Below are 17815 nucleotides of genomic sequence, written 5' to 3' on the forward strand. Positions count from 1 at the left end.
ACCGGGGTCCGCACCCACCGATGGGAGACCTTCGGTAGTGCCGGCCGCTGGCCGGCATACACGCACGCCCCCATCACGGCAATACCGGCCAGCGGCCGGCACTACCGATGAGGCAACCGCTGTGATCAGCGCTGCTCGGCGGCGACCAGCTCGGCCAGCTGCACGGCATTCAACGCCGCGCCCTTGCGCACGTTGTCCGACACGATCCACAGGTTCAGGCCGCGCGGGTGCGACAGATCCTCACGGATGCGGCCAACGTACACCGCGTCGGTGCCCGACGCATGCGTGACCGGGGTCGGATAGCCGCCAGCCTCGTGGCGATCCACCACTTCGATGCCCGGCGACTGCTCCAGCAGCGCGCGCGCTTCTGCGACGGTCACCTTGTCGCGGGTCTCGATCGCCACCGACTCGGAATGGCCGTAGAACACCGGCACGCGCACCGCGGTCGGGTTCACCAGGATGCTGTCGTCGCCGAGGATCTTGCGGGTCTCCCAGATCAGCTTCATCTCTTCCTTGGTGAAGCCGTTGTCCTGGAAGTCGTCGATGTGCGGGATCAGGTTGAAAGCGATCTGCACCGGGAAACGCTGTGGATCGATTTCCTGGAAGCTCAGCAGCTGGCCGGTCTGCTTGCCCAGCTCCTCGGTTGCCGAACGGCCACCGCCGGACACCGACTGGTAGGTGGAGACGTTGATGCGCTCGATGCCGTACTTGCGGTGCAGCGGCGCCAGCGCCACCAGCATCTGCATGGTCGAGCAGTTCGGGTTGGCGATGATGCCACGCGGACGGTTGGCGACCTGCTCCGGGTTGACCTCGGACACCACCAGCGGCACGTCATCGTCGTATCGGAACGCCGAGGAGTTGTCGATCACCACCGCACCGGCAGCCGCGAACTTCGGCGCGTATTCCTTGGACACGCTGCCACCGGCCGAGAACAGGGCGATCTCGACGCCGCTCGGATCGAAGGTGGCCAGATCCTGGACCTTGACCTTCTGGCCGTTGAACTCGATCTCGCCGCCGGCCGAACGCTCGGAAGCGAGGACACTCAGGGTACCGACCGGGAAGTCACGCTCGGCCAGGATCGACAACATGGTCTCGCCGACCGCACCGGTGGCACCGACGACGGCGACGTGGAAACTGCGCTGTGCATTGCTCATGGGGGAAACTCTCACGAAAACGGGGATGGGGAAAAAACACGCACGACAGCTGGGTTCGGGGAACCTCCTCAAGCGGGGCGCGCGGAGGTTCCCTATCGTTTCCCGGTTTTTTTGCCCAGAGTCACGCGCGCGGCCATCGCCGCGTCAGCGTTGATCGCGCTCGGCATGCGCGACGGGCCGCCGTCCAGGCCGAGCCCGGCAACCAGATTATCCACGGCCAGCTGTACCATCGCCGTGCGCGTGGCCAGCGAGGCGCTGCCGATGTGCGGAGTGAGCACGACGTTGCGCAGCGCCAGCAGTTCGGGGCGTACCTTTGGCTCGCCTTCGTACACATCCAGGCCGGCGGCAGCCAATCGGCCGCTGGCCAGCGCATCGGCCAGCGCGATCTCATCGACCAGGCCGCCGCGGGCGATGTTCACCAGCGTCGCCGACGGCTTCATCTTCGCCAGTGCGGCGGCATCGATCAGGTGGTGCGAGGCCGGGGTATACGGCAGCACCAGCAGCAGGTGATCGGCCTGCGCCAGCAGCGTGTCCAGGTCAACGTAACGGGCCCCCACCTCCGCTTCGGTCGCGGCCGGAAGCTGCGAACGGTTGTGGTACAGCACCTTCATGCCGAAACCGTGCGCGCCGCGACGGGCGATGCCCTGGCCGATGCGGCCCATGCCAAGGATGCCCAGCGTACTGCCGTGGATGTCGGCACCGAGCATGGTCTGGAACGACCACTGCTTCCACTGGCCTTCGCGCAGCCAGCGCTCGGATTCAGTGATGCGGCGCGCGGCGGCCATCAACAGAGCGAAACCGAGATCGGCGGTGGTTTCAGTCAGGACGTCCGGGGTATTGCTGGCGAGGATGCCGGCCACGCTGAGCGCGTCGACGTCCAGGTTGTTGTAGCCGACACCGACATTGGCGATCACCTGCAGCTGCGCGGCATCGGCCACCTGTGCTGCGCCGATGCGCTCGTTGAGGGTGATGATGGCGCCGTCGGCGCTGGCCAGCTGTTCGGCGATCTGGTCGGGTGACCAAGCGGTGACGGTGTCGGTGCTGCGCAGCTGCACGCGATCGCGCAGCGGCGCGATGGCCGCGTCGATCAGCGGCTGGCTCACCCACACGGTCGGCCGCGTGTCAGCCATCGATCTGCCCGGGAATACGCGGGGTGATCGTGCCGACATCGCCGCACTGCGCGCGATGACGCAGCGCCTGGTCCATCAGCACCATCGCCACCATCGCCTCGGCGATCGGGGTGGCGCGGATGCCGACGCAGGGATCGTGGCGACCGGTGGTGACCACCTCGACCACGTTGCCGGCGGTGTCCAGCGACGGGCCCGGCAGGCGCAGGCTGGAAGTCGGCTTCAACACCATCGACGCAACCACCGGCTGGCCGGTGGAGATGCCACCGAGGATGCCGCCGGCATGGTTGCTGGCGAAGCCCTGCGGGGTCAGCAGGTCACGGTGTTCGGTGCCCTTCTGTGCGGCGCTGGCGAAACCGTCACCGATCTCAACGCCCTTGACCGCGTTGATGCTCATCAGCGCGGCGGCCAGTTCGCCATCGAGCTTGCCGTAGATCGGCTCGCCCCAGCCCGGCGGCACGTTGTCGGCGACCACGTCCACGCGCGCACCGACCGAATCACCGGACTTGCGCAGCGCATCCATGTACGCCTCCAGCTCGGGCACCTGTGCGGCGTGCGGCCAGAAGAACGGGTTGTCTTCCACCGCCGACCAGTCGAAACCGGCCGGGGTGATGTCGCCCAGCTGCGACAGGTAGCCGCGCACGGTGACGCCGAAGCGTTCGGCCAGCCACTTCTTGGCGACCACGCCGGCGGCCACGCGCATGGTGGTCTCGCGCGCCGAGGAACGGCCGCCACCGCGCGGGTCGCGGATGCCGTACTTGTGCCAGTAGCTGTAGTCGGCATGACCCGGCCGGAACTGCTGGCCGATGTTCACGTAATCCTTGCTGCGCTGGTCGGTGTTGCGGATCAGCAGCGCGATCGGCGTGCCGGTGGTCAGGCCCTCGTACACGCCGGACAGGATCTCGACCTCATCGGCCTCGCGGCGGGCCGAGGTGTGCCGGCTCTTGCCGGTCGCGCGACGCTGCAGGTCATGGGCGAATTCGGCCGCGTCCAGCGCCAGCCCCGGAGGGCAGCCATCGATCACGCAGCCGATGGCCGGCCCGTGCGACTCGCCGAACGTGGTGACGGTGAACAGCTTGCCGAACGAATTGGAGCTCACGGGCGCTGCGCCGCCAGTTCGGTGATGCGCGCGCTGTGGGCGATCAGCTCGCGGCACTCGACCGCGAAGATGCCCATCTGGCCGACCTTGAACTCGATCCAGGCGAAGTCGACTTCCGGCAGCAGCTTGATCAGGTGCTGCTCGGATTCGCCCACTTCGCAGATCAGCAGGCCGTCCTCGCTCAGGTGCAGCGGGGCGTCACGCAGGATCTTCAGCACCAGGTCCAGGCCGTCGTCGCCGGCACGCAGGCCCATTTCCGGCTCGTAGGAGTACTCCTGCGGCAGGGCATCGGTCTCGTCGTTGGTGACGTACGGCGGATTGGTGACGATCAGGTCGTAGTGGCGACCGGTCAGGCCGTTGAACAGGTCCGACTTGAGCAGGGTGACGTTGTGCGCCTGCAGGCGCTCCTTGTTTTCTTCGGCAAGCGACAGTGCATCGTCGCTAAGGTCGACGCCGTCCACTTCCCAGTTCGGGTAGTAGTGACCCATGGCAATGGCGATGCAGCCCGAGCCGGTGCACAGGTCCAGCGCACGGCTGACATCACGGCCGGCCAGCCACGGCTCGAAGCCGCACTCGATCAGTTCAGCGATCGGCGAGCGCGGCACCAGGGCGCGCTTGTCGCTCTTGAAGCTCAGACCGGCGAACCAGGCCTCACCGGTCAGGTAGGCGGCCGGGATGCGTTCGTCGATGCGACGCTGGAACAGTTCCAGCACGCGCACCTTCTCTTCCTGCAGCAGGCGCGCCTGGCCGTAGGCCGGCCCCAGATCGTGCGGCAGGTGCAGGCTGTGCAGCACCAGCTGGGTCGCTTCATCCAGCGCGTTGTCGTAGCTGTGCCCGAAGGTCAGCCCGGCTTCGTTGAAACGGCTGGTGCCGTAGCGGATCAGATCGATGATCGTGTGGAGTTCGGCGGCCGTTTCAGCGGTCATGGCGGTACTGCGGGCAAAGTGGCCCTCGATTATAGGGGCTGGCGCCCGCGGCGGCATCCGTTGCGGCAGAAACGATCGGGCCGCAGCCGGTATGATGGAGCCCACTTCGCGCGGGGGCTCCCATGTTCAATCGCAACGCCGGCATCATCCTGCTGATCGCCCTGGCGGCGGGTCTCGGCCTGCTGGCCGCCCAGCAGGTGTTCGCGCCGAAACCGCCGGCCAATGCCCCGGCCACCGAAGCGATCACCCTGTACCCGCAGCCGCGCGAACTGCCCGACTTCAATCTGGCCCAGTCCGACGGCACCCGCCTGATCCCGGGCGAACTGAAGGGTCACTGGACCCTGGTGTTCCTGGGCTTCACCTTCTGCCCGGACGTCTGCCCGACCACCCTGGCCGAGCTGGCCGGCGCGCAGAACCATTGGGAGGCCCTGCCCGACAGCCTGCGCCCGCGCGTGCTGTTCATCTCGGTCGACCCGGACCGTGACAGCGCCACCCGCCTGGGCGAGTACGTGCACGGCTTCCACAAGGACACCCTGGCCGCCACCGCCGACGTTCCCTCGCTGGAGCGCTTCGCCACCTCGCTGGGCTTCGTGTTCCAGAAGGTGCCGGGCAAGCACTTCGACGAGAACCCCGAGGATTACACCGTCGAGCACTCGGCCAGCCTGGCCGTGCTCGACCCGCAGGGCCGCCTTGCCGGCCTGGTGCGGCCCCCGTTCAACGCGCCGGCCATTGCCCGCGACCTGCAGAAGCTGACCGAGAAAACCGCCCCATGAGCCTCACCACCGCCCTGACGTACGCCCTGCCCCACCGCCTGCTGTCCTCGATGGCGCGTTCGCTGGCGTACTCGGACGATCCGCGCGTGTCGCGCTGGCTGATCGACACGGTCACCCGCAAGTTCAACGTCAATCTGGACGAAGCGGCCAACCCGGACCCGCGCAGCTATGCCACCTTCAACCAGTTCTTCACCCGTGCACTGAAACCGGGCGCGCGCGTGGCCGATGCCGATCCGCGCAGCCTGGTGATGCCGGCCGACGGCCGCATCAGCCAGCTCGGCAGGATCGAAGCCGGCCGCATCTTCCAGGCCAAGGGCCAGTCGTTCACCGCCGCCGAACTGCTGGGCAGTGACGAGGACGCCAAGCCGTACAACGACGGCCTGTACGCCACCGTGTACCTGTCGCCGCGCGACTACCACCGCGTGCACATGCCGTGGACCGGCACCCTGCGCGAAACCGTGCACGTGCCCGGCCGCCTGTTCAGCGTCGGCCCGGCCGCCGTCAACGGCGTGCCGCGCCTGTTCGCGCGCAACGAGCGCCTGGTCTGCCATTTCGATACCAGCTTCGGCCCGATGGTCAGCGTGATGGTCGGTGCGCTGCTGGTGTCCGGCGTGGAAACCGTGTGGAGCGGCGAAGAAATTCCGGCCTACGGTGACCGCATCACCCGCAAGGACTACCGCGGCCAGGGCATCCAGCTGGAGCGCTTCGCCGAGATGGCGCGCTTCAACTACGGCTCGACCGTGATCGTGCTGCTGCCGCCGGGCGTGGCCGAGTTCGCCCCGCAGCTGGGTGCCGAAAGCCCGGTGCAACTGGGCCAGGCGCTGGCGAAGCTACGCTGAGGCTTCGGTAGTGCCGGCCGCTGGCCGGCATCTCCGTTGATCCAACGCGACGAGCATTGCCGGCCAGCGGCCGGCACTACCGGTACGCGCGTTACTGCAGGGCCGGGGCCGGGCCGACGTCCATGCCGTCGTAGTCTTCCACGCCCTTCTCCGCGGCCAGCGCTGCGAATTCCTGGTTGCGGCGGTCAAGCGAGGCTTCGTCGTGGATCTCCACGCGCTCCACATGCAGCACGTGGAACGGCGCGTCGCCCTCTTCCGGATCCTGCTCGAACAATTCCACGAAGGTGTAACCCTGCGCCTGCAGGTGCTGCGCCAGTGCCTGCAACGGCTCGGCAGTGGAGTGCACGAAGAAGTACCCCCACAGCAACGGGCCGGTGATGTCCCAGTCGGTGTTTTCGCGGAGGTTGGCGAACAGGTTGCGGGTGTCTTCGAGGTCCATGCGGATTCCAGGGTCGGGGGCATTACTTGTCGCAGCCCTGCAGCTTCAGCGTCTGGCCGTGGCGCAGGCTGTAGGCCGGGGCCTTCAGGCCGTTGGCGCGGGCCAGGGTCGGCACGTCGCACTGGAACTTCGCGGCAATGGCGCCCAGGGTCTCACCCCGGCCCACCTTGTGGCTGCGCACCGGCTTCGGCCGTGCCGCCGGGCGCGGCGTGGCTACCGGAGCGACCGGTGTGGTCGGCACGCTGGTGGAGGCCGCGGCGTCGGCCACCGGCACCACGCCGCCCACGGCCACGCTGCCGGTGTAGCTGGCGGCGGTCGGGCGCTTGATCGCCGCGTTCAGATCGGCGGTGATCAGGGTGCGGGCCAGGTCGGCACGCGGGCCACTGACGCAGTTGCGCTGGTACAGGCCGGCAATGCGGGTGGTGGCGTTGATCAGCGTGCCGGCCGGAATCCAGCCATCGGCCTCATAGCGCGGATTGAGATTGCGCAGCGCGCGCATGTAGCCATCACGGGTGCCGTGGCTGCCCAGGCAGATGGTCAGTTCGTAGATGGTGGTGGACTTGGCCAGGCGCAGCGTGGCCGGCTGCGCACTGATCTTCGGCAGCTCCACACCGTACTGCTGCGGGTGCAGGAAGATCCAGGCCGCGGCGATCACCATCGGCACGTAGTCCTTGGTTTCACCGGGGAACTGGTTGTAGACGCTGTCGGTCCAGAAACTCTGGCCACCGCTCTGCTTGAACACGCGCGCGGCGCGGCCTTCGCCACCGTTGTAGGCGGCCACCGACATTTCCACGTTGTTGTTCAGTTCGCGCAGGCGCTCGTTGAGATAACTGGCGCTGGCCTCGGCGGCACTGCGTGCGTCAAAGCGCGTGTCGAAGCCGGTGCCGTCCGGGCCCAGGCCGAAGCGGCGGCCGGTGGCCGGCATGAACTGCATCAGCCCGGCGGCGCCGGCACGCGAGGAGGCATGCACACGGCCGTTGGACTCCTTGGCCATGATGCCGAACAGCAGCGCCTCCGGCAGACCACGCTTTTCCCACTCCGGCCACATCACCGCGCGCAGGTTCTGGTAGTTCTCGTAGCTGGTCAGCAGCGCCGGGCGCATGTCGGTCAACCAGCGCCGGATGCCGGCCTGCACGGCGGGGTTGTACTCGACCATGGTGTCGAAGGCATGTCGCTTGTCGTTGAGCAGCGCTGCAGCGCGCGCGGCCTCCGGCACGTCGGCGGTAAGCGGGCCGATATGGTCGGGGTCGGCTTCCAGGCGGTCACCACCCTCGTCGGCCACGTCATCGCTGGCAGCGGCATCAGCATCATGCTTGAGCAGGCGCTTGTAGCTGGCCAGCAGGGTGCCCATCTGGCAGCCCTTCTGCTTCACGCAGTCGTTGAGGACATCTTCCATGTCCTCCAGCGCGGCGTCCGCCTCGTTGCTGCCCTTGGGGTCGGCATTGGCGACCAGCAGCAGCGCATCGCTGTAGCGCTTCTCGGCGGCGGTCATGCGCTGCTGCAGCGCATCCACCTTCACCTTGTCCCGGGCCGAAACCCGCTGCGCATGGGCGTCGGGCGCCAGGGAAACCAGGCCGGCCAGGGCCAGCAGCGGCCAACCGCGGGAAATCAGGACAGGAACGGGCATTGATGGCACTGTGTGCGAAACAGGCAGGCAGAGTAGCGGCGCCGCCAAGGTCCGGGCAAGCCGACCTTCGGCCCGTCACCGCCGGCGGTTAACATTGGGCTATTCACCACAAGGGCTGGACCATGGATCCGATTCTGCTCGGCAAAGGCATCACCGACGATATTGCCGTCACCCTGCTGCCGAAACTCGGCAACCGCCACGGCCTGGTGGCCGGCGCCACCGGTACCGGCAAGACCGTGACCTTGATGACCCTGGCCGAGGGCTTCTCGCGGCTGGGCGTGCCGGTGTTCCTGGCCGATGTGAAGGGCGATGTGTCCGGCCTGGCCGTGCCCGGCACCGGTGCCGAGAACCTGCTCAAGCGCGCCGCCGAGATCGGCGTGGCCGACTACGCGCCGGCCGCCAGCCCGACCATTTTCTGGGACCTGTACGGCAAGCTCGGGCACCCGGTGCGCACCACGGTCAGCGAAATGGGCCCGACCCTGCTGGCACGCATCCTCGAGTTGAACGACACCCAGTCCGGCGTGCTCGACATCGTGTTCAAGCTGGCCGACGATCGCGGCCTGCTGCTGCTGGACATGGATGACCTGCGCGCCCTGCTCGGCCTGGTTGCCGAGGAACGCAAGGACATCTCCACCGAGTACGGTCTGGTCAGCGCGCAGTCCATCGCTGCGATCCAGCGCTCGGTGTTGCGCCTGGCACAGGATGGCGGCGAGAACTTCTTCGGCGAACCGGCCTTGGAACTGGCCGACATCATGCGGGTCAATCACGACGGCCGCGGCGTGATCGGCATCCTCGCCGCCGACCAGCTGGTGCTCAAGCCCAAGTTGTATTCCACCTTCCTGCTGTGGCTGCTGTCGGAGCTGTTCGAGCAGCTGCCGGAGGTCGGCGACCTGGACAAGCCGAAGCTGGTCTTCATCTTCGACGAGGCCCACCTGCTGTTCGACGACGCACCGGCCTCACTGGTGCAGCGCATCGAGCAGGTGGTGCGCCTGATCCGCTCCAAGGGTGTGGGCGTGTACTTCTGCTCGCAGTTCCCTGATGACGTGCCGGGCAACATCCTCGGCCAGCTCGGCAACCGCGTACAGCACGCACTGCGTGCGTTCACCCCGCGCGACCAGAAGGCAGTGAAGACTGCTGCCGAGACCTTCGTACCGAATCCGAAGCTGGACGTGGCCAAGGTGCTCAGTCAGCTCGGTACCGGCGAAGCACTGGTCTCCACGCTGCAGGACAAGGGCGTGCCGATGCCGGTGCAGCAGACGATGATCGCACCGCCGCGCTGCCGGATGGGGCCGATCACCGAGGCCGAACGTGCCCAGGTGCGTGCCGGCAGCCCGGTCGGCACCCGCTACGACACCGCGATCAACCGCGAATCGGCCGCCGAGCTGCTGGCCCAGCGCGCGCAGAAGACGGTCGAGCAGGCGCAGGCGCCGGCGGCCCGCAGCCGCGAGCAGGACGAGGCGCAGGAAGGCGGTTTCGGCCAGGCGATCAAGGATGCGATCTTCGGCACCAAGCGCCGCCAGGGCATGATCGAGACCATGGCCAAGCAGACCACGCGTACCGTTGGCACCAAGCTGGGCAACCAGATCGTGCGCGGCCTGCTGGGCGGCATCTTCGGCGGCAAACGCTGACCTGCCCTCCCGGGGTCGGAGGCCTTTCCTGTGGAAAGGACCCGGCCCCATCGTTCCCCTGAAAAGAAGTTGCACCACATGTCGCGTTGGCGTCCCCCTGCAGAAAAGAGTACCGCCCTGATCACCGCCTCCGGCCACGCCCGGTTGAAGGCCGAACTGGATGAGCTGTGGCGTGTGCGCCGCCCGGAGGTGGTGAAGGCGCTGGCCGCCGCTGCCGCGGAAGGCGACCGCTCCGAGAACGCCGAGTACACCTACCGCAAGAAGCAGCTGGGTGAAATCGACCGCCGCGTGCGCTACCTGACCAAGCGGCTGGAATCGCTGCGCGTGGTCGACACCACGCCGACCGATCCTCAGGCGGTGTTCTTTGGTGCGTGGGTGGAACTGGAGAACGTGGACAGTGGCGACACCAGCCGCTATCGCATTGTCGGCCCGGATGAGACCGACGCAGGCCTGGGTTGGATCAGCATCGATTCGCCGCTGGCACGTGCACTGCTGAAGAAGCGGCTGGATGATGAATTCTCGGTGGAGCTGCCCGGCGGCCAGTTCACCTTTGCGGTAATCGGGGTGGAATACGAACCGCTGTAGCGTCGACTGTCAGTCGACTACCGCGCCAAGCGCGGCACAAACCTCCGCAGCCGGACGGTAAACGCACCGCGCTCCTCATCGCGGTTGATGACTCGCCGAAGCCACCTGTCGGGCGTTCACAGCCTCGGAACGAAGAGCAGTCGACTGACAGTCGACTCTACATAGCCCCGTGCAACGGCGGCGGATACTGGCGGCCGGCACGCAACGGGCGGAAGTACGCGGCATCTGCATAGAAGTCGGCGTCCTGTCTCTCGTGCCAGCCCGGAACTCCAGCCAACGGCAGCGGACGCAACTGCAGGGGATCGGTCACTGCCCTGCCTTCGGCAATGGCCGCGGTCACCGCGTCAACACAGGTGTCATCGGCTTTGCCGAGCACCACCACGCACTTGCCCACCAGCCGGCGGCCCGGCAGCAGCGCCTGCTCCATCAGCGCGTGCCCGAATACCGCAGCGATGGCGATGTCGCCGCTCAGCCAGTGTCTCGATTCGAACAGCGCACACCAGTCGTGCACATCCCAGGCAGCCAGCAGCCTGTGATCGCGCACACGCACGATCACGCCGGTTTCGTCGAACTGGGTCAGTGCCGCCTGCGCGCGGTTGCGCTGGCCCGGCGGCATCGCCTCGATATGCCGGCACTGCTGCGCATTGAGCGCCTGCTTGAGCTGCGGGTAGTGGGCCCACACCAGTGCGTTGAACAGGTCATGCCAGTTGTCGGCGCGGGTGGCGATGCGGCCCTGTGCGATGCGGGCTTCGTAGTGCAGGCCGTCGGCCAGCAGCGTGGCATCCTGCTCGACCAGCTGCTTGCCCGGTAGCGCGAGGCGTGCCTCGAGCGCTGCAATGGACGGCCACGCCGGGCCTTCCAACAGATCACGAACGTCGCGCAATCCGGCAAACACCGGGTGCCCGAACACCTGTGGATCGACCGCCGCACGCGGCGGCGGCACGAAACGGCGGACGCTGCTGCCGTCACCGGCCGCGGTCGTCGCCGCGGTCACAGCATCTTGAGATCGAATGCCGGGCGGGTGGCGGCCGGCAGCGCGTCACCGTACAGGTCGTGCTCGTCGCTCTCGGTGATGTCCACGTCGACGAACTCACCTACGCGCAACGGCACCTGGTCGGCATTCTGGATGTGCACCAGGCCATCGATCTCCGGGGCATCGGCCTTGGAACGGGCCACCGCGATATCGCCTTCGATGGCGTCGACCAGGCACTGCTGCACGGTGCCGATCTTGGCCTCCAGGCGCGCAGCGGAAATCTGCGCCTGCTTTTCCATGAAACGGGCCAGGCGCTCCTGCTTCACTTCCTCCGGAACCGCATCGGGCAGGTCATTGGCGGTGGCACCTTCGACCGGCGAATAGGCGAACGCGCCGACGCGGTCCAGCTGCGCTTCGTCGAGGAACGACAGCAGCTCTTCAAATTCGGCCTCGGTCTCGCCGGGGAAGCCGACGATGAAGGTGGAACGCACGGTGATGTCCGGCGCGATGCGGCGCCAGTTCTGCACGCGCTCCAGGGTCTTCTCGACCGCGCCGGGGCGCTTCATCAGGCGCAGGATGCGCGGGCTGGCATGCTGGAACGGGATGTCCAGGTACGGCAGGATGCGGTTTTCGGCCATCAGCGGCACCACCTCGTCCACGTGCGGGTACGGGTAGACGTAGTGCATGCGCACCCACGCATCCAGCTCGGACAGGCCTTCGCACAGCGCCTTCAGACGGGTCTGGTAGGCCTTGTCACGCCACATCTTCTCGGCGTACTTCACGTCCACGCCATAGGCCGAGGTGTCCTGCGAAACCACCAGCAGCTCGCGCACGCCACCACGCACCAGGCGCTCGGCTTCACGCAGCACTTCATCCACCGGGCGCGAGACCAGCTTGCCGCGCATCGACGGAATGATGCAGAAGCTGCACTTGTGGTTGCAGCCCTCGGAAATCTTCAGGTAGGCATAGTGACGCGGGGTCAGCTTGATGCCGTAGTCGGGCACCAGGTCCACGAACGGATCGTGCTTGGGCGGCAGCGCTTCGTGCACCGCTTCCATCACGCTCTGGTAGTCCTGCGGGCCGGACACCGCCAGCACGTTGGGGTACGCCTCGCGGATCTGCTCCGGTCGCTTGCCCAGGCAGCCGGTGACGATGACCTTGCCGTTCTGGTTCATCGCCTCGCCGATCGCGTCCAGCGACTCGGTCACCGCCGAATCGATGAAGCCGCAGGTGTTGACCACCACCACGTCGGCCGAATCGTAGGACGGCACGATGTCGTAGCCTTCCGAGCGGAGCTGGGTAAGGATGCGTTCGGAATCGACAAGGGCCTTCGGGCAGCCAAGGCTGACGAAGCCGACTTTGGGGTTCAGCTGGGACATGGAATCGCGGGACTCTGGGGGCCTGGGCCCCTGCCGTCGTGGCAGGGGTTCCTGGGGGCCGGGGCCTGAAAGGGCGCCAGTATACCGGGGTTGGCGGCCGCGCTCTGAATGGCCAGCCGCCCGATCACGCACAGCCGCTGACACCGCGCTGCCGGATTGTGAGCCGCTGATCCAGAAAGTCGACCCGCGCACCCGGCTCCCAGTCGAGGCGAGCTGGTTCCTTGAGCCGCTCAAGTGGATCCGCGACGCGGGACCGGCACCGATCGGCACCCACGAACGCCGCCGCAGGGCCACCGAAGCCACCTTCCTCATCGAAAAGCTCGAAGCCCACATCGAGGAGTGCAACAAGCCATGACCCAGGAACATATCAGCCACCCGGAAGGGTTGCCTAACTGCGCCGCCGGCCATCGCGCGCGCCACATCCACGACAAGCGCTGCGCGTCCGCCGGCGGTGGCCACCTGGTCGAATGCGCGTGCAGGTCGACCAGCAAGCATGCCGACCCCGATGCGGCCATTGCTGCATGGCGCCGCCTGAACCGCCCGGCGCGTAGCGCGCGCGCAGCCGCTGCGCCTGCTGCGACCGACAACGTGCTGCAGTTCCAGCTCGGCCTGGCCGATCGCAAGCCGAAGGCTCAACGCTTGGAGGGTCAACATGGGCGCCGCTGAAAAGCTTGCAGCGCCGCCAACGATCAGGGCGGTGATTTTTGAGGGAATTACCATCACAGACGGTGAGGGTCGACCAGCTCAGCTTGCGGTGGTCGACGCGCATGGATGCATTGTCGCTACAGGTCCGGAGGTTGCGAGAGCGGCCTGGGACGCATCCGTCGAAGCCTACCGCAACTACCTTCGCGGACACGGTCATCTGAGAGTGCTTAAGTATCCCGGCATACACGGCCGATGAAAACGCAGGCGCATCTAGCGCCTGCGCAAAAGTACTGCAAGTGGTACATCAGTGGCTACCCGGGCCGAGCAGGAAAGTTCCCGGCATTCTGTCGAAGTGACACCGAAGTGGGACCACTAGTTCCTGGAGCCCGTCCTCTAAGTCAACACATCAATAGACGTCAACCGCTCCGTTGTTTGTTGAGCACACCCGCGGAATGCATGCCGACATAGCAGTCGGTATGACGCCGCGCCTTACGCCAATACACACGACTTGAAGAGTATAAGTACCCGTGAATGGGCCAGTGTATTCATCGCTAGCGGAAGTCGTGCAGCGCCCATTATCAAGGGAGAGCGCCCCTGTAGATTTACCTGCCAATGAACTCTGAAAGCGAGCAGTGCCTACCGAATTGAAATTGACGCCGATTGGCGCACTACCACTGGGCGCCAATGCGAATACGTAGTATCCCGCCTTGGGTTGCACCATGTCGCTGGCGGCCGGCTTTAGCTCCGCAGCTGGATCTGACTCACCCTCACAAGACCAGCCAACCACTGCCGACTCGCCAGATATCACCGTCTCACCATGCCGAGCTTTCGAGTTTGTCACTTCACACGCAGCTTGATGATAGAGCTTCGTCGCTTCAGTTTGGTCATTGTAGCGATACACGTAGCCGCCCTTTCCATCTTTGAAAAGGCGCACCTGGACAGTGACTTCTCCGCCGTTGAAGTCTGATAGACGCACGGTCCGCTCAACCCATTGCTTCCCATCTGATGACGCCATCTGGCGGTCTTGGTACATAGGCTGGCTGGCCATAACCAAGGTGGGGATTGCCGCCACCACAAGCGCAGACAGAACGCGAATTCCTTTTTGGATCTTCATCTATGAAACTCCATTTATCGGACGTTCGTGCCTTTTACGCCTCGCTCCAGAACCATGTCAATTTAGGATTTTTAAAAGGCCTAGCCAAGCGGCTATTCACCGAATCCATAATGTGATTCTGGACACAGGAAGTCATTCCAAGTAGCCAATAAATCTATTGCCTTCGCCAGTTTTTCCAACCGATCTATAAGGCTTTGCATTAAAATTTCACCAATAGCCTCATGCGCAAGAACAAATGGTTCTCGCAGAAAAAATCAACACATGTGTCGCATCGATCATCGGCGCTCGATCGATTGCAACCCAACGGCCCCGGCGGCACAGCTCAGGAGTCTATTTCACCCACCCTTCGGGCAGCCAAGGCTGACGAAGCCGACTTTGGGGTTCAGCTGGGACATGGAATCGCGGGACTCTGGGGGCCTGGGCCCCTGCCGGCATGGCAGGGGGACCTGGGGGCCGGGGCCTGAAAGGGCGCCAGTATACCGGGGTTGGCGGCCGCGCTCTGAATGGCCAGCCGCCCGATCACGCACAGCCGCTGACACCGCGCTAACCCACGCAGCGCCGACAATGCCGTTCTGTTCCCCGCAACGAGATGGAAACGATGGCCGAGTGGATCACCCTGGATACGCATCACGGCCCGGTACGGGCCTGGCACGCCCTGCCGGAGGGCACCCCGCGTGGCGGGCTGGTGGTGGTGCAGGAAATCTTCGGCGCCAACCCGCACATCCGCGGCGTGGCCGAGCGCTTCGCGGCCGAAGGCTATGCGGTGCTGGCGCCGTCCTTTTTCGACCTGATTGACGGCACAGAAGCCGATCCGGACGCCCTGCCCTATGACGCCGACGGCGTGAAGCAGGGCCTGGAACGGGTGACCGCACTGGGCATGGAGAAGGCGCTGGAGGTGGTCCGTGCCGCAGCGACCCGGTTGGCCCCCTACGGCAAAGTCGGCACGGTCGGCTACTGCTGGGGCGGCAGTGTCGCCCTACTGTCCGCGCTGCGCCTGGGACTGCCGTCGGCCAGCTACTACGGTGCGCGCAACGTCCAGTTCCTGGATGAGACACCCAAGGCCCCGGTGATCTTCCACTTCGGTGCCCAGGACAAGAGCATCCCCCCGGAGGCCGTGCAGGCCCATCGCGAGAAGCTGCCGCAGATGGCCACCTTCGTCTATCCGGCCGACCACGCCTTCAACCGGGAGGTCGGACATGCGTATGATCCAGACAGCGCCACCCTGGCGCTGCAACGCACCCTGGACTTCTTCTCGGAGCATCTTGGATGAGCGATTTCGAACTCGATTCACGCCTGGCCACCGATAGCGTGCTGGTGGCGGAAGGACCGTTGTCGCAAGTGCGGCTGATGAACGACGAACGATTCCCCTGGCTGGTGCTGGTACCGCGCCTGGCCGGGGTGACCGAGTGGATCGAGCTGGACGGCGAGCAGCAGGACAAGCTGCGCACCGAGCTCAACCGCGCCTGCAAGGCCCTGAAGGGCGCCGACGGGGTGGAGAAGATCAATATCGGTGCGCTGGGCAACATCGTGCGCCAGCTGCATTTCCATGTGATCGGCCGCCATGACGGCGACCCCGCGTGGCCGGGCCCGGTCTGGGGCAGCGGCCCCGCGCACCGCTACGAGCCGGGTGCGCTGGACCAGCATGTCGCCTACTGGAAGGAACGGCTAGGATATCCAGCCCAGTCCTGAGCGTTTGCCGACCCGATGCGATTCAACCTCGTTGCCGCCGTCCTGCTGATCCTGATCGGCCTGTTCATGCTCGCCAGCAACCTCGGCTGGACGCACCTGAACCTGTCCAAGCTGCTGTTGACCTGGTGGCCGGTGGCACTGGTGGGCGTGGGCATCGCGATGCTGTTCGGTCGCGGGAAATAAGCTGGCGCCGGGCCATGCCCGGCGAGCGCAGCGTGTGGCCGCACCTATGAAAACGCCGGGCATGCCCGGCGTTTTCGTCATGCGATGGCGCGCCGCTCAGGTCCTCGGCAGGGTCACGCCGGTCTGGCCCTGGTACTTGCCACCACGATCGCGGTACGACGTCTCGCAGATGTCATCGGCGGCCGCCTGGAAGAACAGCATCTGCGCCACGCCTTCATTGGCGTAGATGCGTGCCGGCAGCGGCGTGGTGTTGCTGAATTCCAGGGTGACGTGGCCTTCCCACTCCGGCTCCAGCGGGGTCACGTTGACGATGATGCCGCAGCGCGCGTAGGTGCTCTTGCCCAGGCACACCACCAGGGTGTCGCGCGGGATGCGGAAGTACTCCACGGTGCGCGCCAACGCGAAGCTGTTGGGCGGGATGATGCATTCATCGCCGACGATATCCACGAAGCTGCCCGGATCGAAGTGCTTGGGATCGACGATGGTCGAGTTGATGTTGGTGAACACCTTGAACTCGCGCGAGCAGCGCACGTCGTAGCCGTAGCTGGAGGTGCCATAGCTGACGATGCGCTCGCCGTTGGCCTGCTTGACCTGCCCGGCCTCGAACGGCTCGATCATGCCGTGCTGCTCGGACATGCGGCGGATCCAACGGTCACTCTTGATGCTCATGCTTTGTCCTGGGGTACGAGGGGGCGCGAGGATTCTAGCAGGGGGCCGGGCGTCGCCGGCGGCCCCTGCCCTGGCACTTACAGCAGCGACGACAGGATCGGGATCGAGGCACGCGGACGCTTGCCAACCTCCTCGATCAGGCGCTGGGCGGCATGGCGGTAGGCCTGGGCCGGGACCGAATCCGGCTGGGCCACGGTGATCGGGGTACCGGAATCGCCCTGCTCGCGGATGCCGATCTGCAGCGGCAACGAACCCAGCAACGGCACGCCGTACTGCGCGGCCATGCGCTCGCCGCCGCCCTCGCCGAACAGGTGCTCGACATGCCCGCAGCTGCTGCAGGTATGCACCGCCATGTTCTCGACGATGCCGAGCACCGGCACCTCGACCTTCTCGAACATCTTCAGCGCCTTCTTCGCATCCAGCGTGGCGATGTCCTGCGGGGTGGTGACGATCACCGCGCCGGCCAGCGGGATCTTCTGGGTCAGGGTCAGCTGGATGTCACCGGTGCCCGGCGGCAGGTCGATCAGCAGGTAGTCCAGGTCATCCCACAGGGTGTCATTGAACAGCTGGGTCATCGCCGAGGTGGCCATCGGCCCACGCCAGATCATCGGCGTGTCTTCTTCGATCAGGTAGCCGATCGACATGGTGTCCACGCCGAACGCACGCAGCGGCTCGATGCTCTTGTTGTCGGGGCTTTCCGGGCGACCGGACAGGCCCAGCATGGCCGGCACGCTCGGCCCGTAGATGTCCGCATCAAGCACGCCCACGCGTGCGCCGAGCTGCTGCAGGGCCACGGCCAGATTGACCGCAGTGGTCGACTTGCCGACGCCGCCCTTGCCCGAACCAACCGCGATCACGTTGCGGATGCGGGCATGCGGCGTAAGTCCCTTCTGGACCTGGCTTGCATGGGGACGGCGGGGAGAACTGTTCACAACGAGCACCGGCGGGGTCAGGGGGAATAACCGA

19 protein-coding genes are annotated in these 17815 nt (G+C 66.1%); 8 read left to right on the forward strand and 11 right to left on the reverse strand.

Annotation, left to right across the window (positions count from 1 at the left end; translation table 11 throughout):
• Positions 1 to 125: 125 nt before the first annotated feature.
• The 4 genes from MG068_RS14790 to prmB form a co-directional block, all read right to left on the reverse strand.
• Positions 126 to 1154 carry an aspartate-semialdehyde dehydrogenase gene (locus tag MG068_RS14790; RefSeq protein WP_012511725.1) on the reverse strand — a complete coding sequence of 343 codons (1029 nt, stop codon included), beginning with the start codon at positions 1152 to 1154 and terminating at the stop codon, positions 126 to 128.
• 92 nt (positions 1155 to 1246) lie between these two features.
• On the reverse strand, positions 1247 to 2284 hold the full coding sequence (locus tag MG068_RS14795) for a 2-hydroxyacid dehydrogenase (protein ID WP_132810549.1): 1038 nt from the start codon (positions 2282 to 2284) through the stop codon (positions 1247 to 1249).
• Positions 2277 to 3380, reverse strand: a complete 1104-nt coding sequence (gene aroC / locus MG068_RS14800; protein WP_071229128.1) for a chorismate synthase — start codon at positions 3378 to 3380, stop codon at positions 2277 to 2279. Before aroC ends, MG068_RS14795 begins: the two co-directional genes overlap by 8 nt.
• Complete coding sequence (gene prmB, locus MG068_RS14805; RefSeq protein WP_032128243.1) at positions 3377 to 4306, reverse strand: 50S ribosomal protein L3 N(5)-glutamine methyltransferase; 930 nt, start codon at positions 4304 to 4306, stop codon at positions 3377 to 3379. Before prmB ends, aroC begins: the two co-directional genes overlap by 4 nt.
• A gap of 122 nt (positions 4307 to 4428) precedes the next feature.
• Here prmB and MG068_RS14810 point away from each other — a divergent pair, with 122 nt between their 5' ends.
• Both MG068_RS14810 and asd read left to right on the forward strand, forming a co-directional pair.
• A complete protein-coding gene (locus MG068_RS14810) occupies positions 4429 to 5079 on the forward strand; it encodes an SCO family protein (RefSeq protein WP_132810550.1) in 651 nt (216 codons plus the stop codon).
• Positions 5076 to 5918 carry an archaetidylserine decarboxylase gene (gene asd, locus MG068_RS14815; RefSeq protein ID WP_006381472.1) on the forward strand — a complete coding sequence of 281 codons (843 nt, stop codon included), beginning with the start codon at positions 5076 to 5078 and terminating at the stop codon, positions 5916 to 5918. Before MG068_RS14810 ends, asd begins: the two co-directional genes overlap by 4 nt.
• Positions 5919 to 6009: 91 nt before the next feature.
• Here asd and MG068_RS14820 read toward each other — a convergent pair whose 3' ends face one another.
• Both MG068_RS14820 and MG068_RS14825 read right to left on the reverse strand, forming a co-directional pair.
• The gene (locus MG068_RS14820; RefSeq protein WP_107433337.1) at positions 6010 to 6357 is read right to left on the reverse strand and encodes a ribonuclease E inhibitor RraB; all 348 of its coding nucleotides are present in this window, start codon (positions 6355 to 6357) and stop codon (positions 6010 to 6012) included.
• 22 nt (positions 6358 to 6379) lie between these two features.
• Positions 6380 to 7984 (reverse strand): transglycosylase SLT domain-containing protein, encoded by a 1605-nt coding sequence (locus MG068_RS14825; RefSeq protein WP_071228772.1) that lies wholly within the window; start codon positions 7982 to 7984, stop codon positions 6380 to 6382.
• Positions 7985 to 8106: 122 nt separating this feature from the next.
• Between MG068_RS14825 and MG068_RS14830 the strand changes: the two genes are divergently transcribed.
• Together MG068_RS14830 and greB are read left to right on the forward strand one after the other, a co-directional pair.
• Positions 8107 to 9612, forward strand: a complete 1506-nt coding sequence (locus MG068_RS14830) for a helicase HerA-like domain-containing protein (RefSeq protein WP_132810551.1) — start codon at positions 8107 to 8109, stop codon at positions 9610 to 9612.
• Between the two features lie 78 nt (positions 9613 to 9690).
• Entirely contained in the window at positions 9691 to 10197 is a 507-nt protein-coding gene (gene greB / locus MG068_RS14835) for a transcription elongation factor GreB (RefSeq protein ID WP_032128239.1), read from the forward strand.
• A 157-nt stretch (positions 10198 to 10354) separates the two neighbouring features.
• On the opposite strand, the gene MG068_RS14840 is transcribed toward greB, so the two are convergent.
• Positions 10355 to 11191 carry a DUF3025 domain-containing protein gene (locus tag MG068_RS14840; RefSeq protein WP_132810552.1) on the reverse strand — a complete coding sequence of 279 codons (837 nt, stop codon included), beginning with the start codon at positions 11189 to 11191 and terminating at the stop codon, positions 10355 to 10357.
• Positions 11188 to 12549, reverse strand: coding sequence for a 30S ribosomal protein S12 methylthiotransferase RimO (gene rimO, locus MG068_RS14845; protein ID WP_049398716.1), 1362 nt, complete (start codon positions 12547 to 12549; stop codon positions 11188 to 11190). Before rimO ends, MG068_RS14840 begins: the two co-directional genes overlap by 4 nt.
• Positions 12550 to 12900: 351 nt before the next feature.
• Here rimO and MG068_RS14850 point away from each other — a divergent pair, with 351 nt between their 5' ends.
• Positions 12901 to 13215 (forward strand): hypothetical protein, encoded by a 315-nt coding sequence (locus MG068_RS14850; RefSeq protein WP_132810553.1) that lies wholly within the window; start codon positions 12901 to 12903, stop codon positions 13213 to 13215.
• A gap of 385 nt (positions 13216 to 13600) precedes the next feature.
• On the opposite strand, the gene MG068_RS14860 is transcribed toward MG068_RS14850, so the two are convergent.
• Entirely contained in the window at positions 13601 to 14308 is a 708-nt protein-coding gene (locus tag MG068_RS14860; protein WP_132810555.1) for a hypothetical protein, read from the reverse strand.
• Between the two features lie 598 nt (positions 14309 to 14906).
• On the opposite strand from MG068_RS14860, the gene MG068_RS14865 reads away from it, so the two are divergent.
• The 3 genes from MG068_RS14865 to MG068_RS21105 are packed head-to-tail and all read left to right on the forward strand — an operon-like array spanning position 14907 to position 16180.
• Positions 14907 to 15578, forward strand: a complete 672-nt coding sequence (locus tag MG068_RS14865) for a dienelactone hydrolase family protein (protein WP_049423813.1) — start codon at positions 14907 to 14909, stop codon at positions 15576 to 15578.
• Positions 15575 to 15997, forward strand: coding sequence for an HIT domain-containing protein (locus MG068_RS14870; protein WP_010483023.1), 423 nt, complete (start codon positions 15575 to 15577; stop codon positions 15995 to 15997). Before MG068_RS14865 ends, MG068_RS14870 begins: the two co-directional genes overlap by 4 nt.
• 15 nt (positions 15998 to 16012) lie before the next feature.
• Positions 16013 to 16180, forward strand: a complete 168-nt coding sequence (locus MG068_RS21105) for a LiaI-LiaF-like domain-containing protein (protein WP_005418011.1) — start codon at positions 16013 to 16015, stop codon at positions 16178 to 16180.
• A 96-nt stretch (positions 16181 to 16276) separates the two neighbouring features.
• On the opposite strand, the gene dcd is transcribed toward MG068_RS21105, so the two are convergent.
• Positions 16277 to 16849 carry a dCTP deaminase gene (gene dcd, locus MG068_RS14875; RefSeq protein WP_010483020.1) on the reverse strand — a complete coding sequence of 191 codons (573 nt, stop codon included), beginning with the start codon at positions 16847 to 16849 and terminating at the stop codon, positions 16277 to 16279.
• A 77-nt stretch (positions 16850 to 16926) separates the two neighbouring features.
• The gene (gene apbC, locus MG068_RS14880) at positions 16927 to 17781 is read right to left on the reverse strand and encodes an iron-sulfur cluster carrier protein ApbC (RefSeq protein WP_026347084.1); all 855 of its coding nucleotides are present in this window, start codon (positions 17779 to 17781) and stop codon (positions 16927 to 16929) included.
• Positions 17782 to 17815 lie beyond the last annotated feature (34 nt).

The organism is Stenotrophomonas sp. ASS1, from assembly GCF_004346925.1.
Lineage (GTDB): Bacteria > Pseudomonadota > Gammaproteobacteria > Xanthomonadales > Xanthomonadaceae > Stenotrophomonas > Stenotrophomonas maltophilia_A.

Coding starts and splice junctions, on each gene's coding strand:
- MG068_RS21105 (WP_005418011.1), top strand. CDS start 16,013: ATGCGATTCAACCTCGTTGCCGCCGTCCTGCTGATCCTGATCGGCCTG.
- MG068_RS14865 (WP_049423813.1), top strand. CDS start 14,907: ATGGCCGAGTGGATCACCCTGGATACGCATCACGGCCCGGTACGGGCC.
- MG068_RS14830 (WP_132810551.1), top strand. CDS start 8,107: ATGGATCCGATTCTGCTCGGCAAAGGCATCACCGACGATATTGCCGTC.
- MG068_RS14850 (WP_132810553.1), top strand. CDS start 12,901: ATGACCCAGGAACATATCAGCCACCCGGAAGGGTTGCCTAACTGCGCC.
- greB (WP_032128239.1), top strand. CDS start 9,691: ATGTCGCGTTGGCGTCCCCCTGCAGAAAAGAGTACCGCCCTGATCACC.
- dcd (WP_010483020.1), bottom strand. CDS start 16,849: ATGAGCATCAAGAGTGACCGTTGGATCCGCCGCATGTCCGAGCAGCAC.
- MG068_RS14870 (WP_010483023.1), top strand. CDS start 15,575: ATGAGCGATTTCGAACTCGATTCACGCCTGGCCACCGATAGCGTGCTG.
- MG068_RS14860 (WP_132810555.1), bottom strand. CDS start 14,308: ATGAAGATCCAAAAAGGAATTCGCGTTCTGTCTGCGCTTGTGGTGGCG.
- MG068_RS14810 (WP_132810550.1), top strand. CDS start 4,429: ATGTTCAATCGCAACGCCGGCATCATCCTGCTGATCGCCCTGGCGGCG.
- asd (WP_006381472.1), top strand. CDS start 5,076: ATGAGCCTCACCACCGCCCTGACGTACGCCCTGCCCCACCGCCTGCTG.
- MG068_RS14820 (WP_107433337.1), bottom strand. CDS start 6,357: ATGGACCTCGAAGACACCCGCAACCTGTTCGCCAACCTCCGCGAAAAC.
- MG068_RS14790 (WP_012511725.1), bottom strand. CDS start 1,154: ATGAGCAATGCACAGCGCAGTTTCCACGTCGCCGTCGTCGGTGCCACC.
- prmB (WP_032128243.1), bottom strand. CDS start 4,306: ATGACCGCTGAAACGGCCGCCGAACTCCACACGATCATCGATCTGATC.
- MG068_RS14795 (WP_132810549.1), bottom strand. CDS start 2,284: ATGGCTGACACGCGGCCGACCGTGTGGGTGAGCCAGCCGCTGATCGAC.
- MG068_RS14825 (WP_071228772.1), bottom strand. CDS start 7,984: ATGCCCGTTCCTGTCCTGATTTCCCGCGGTTGGCCGCTGCTGGCCCTG.
- rimO (WP_049398716.1), bottom strand. CDS start 12,549: ATGTCCCAGCTGAACCCCAAAGTCGGCTTCGTCAGCCTTGGCTGCCCG.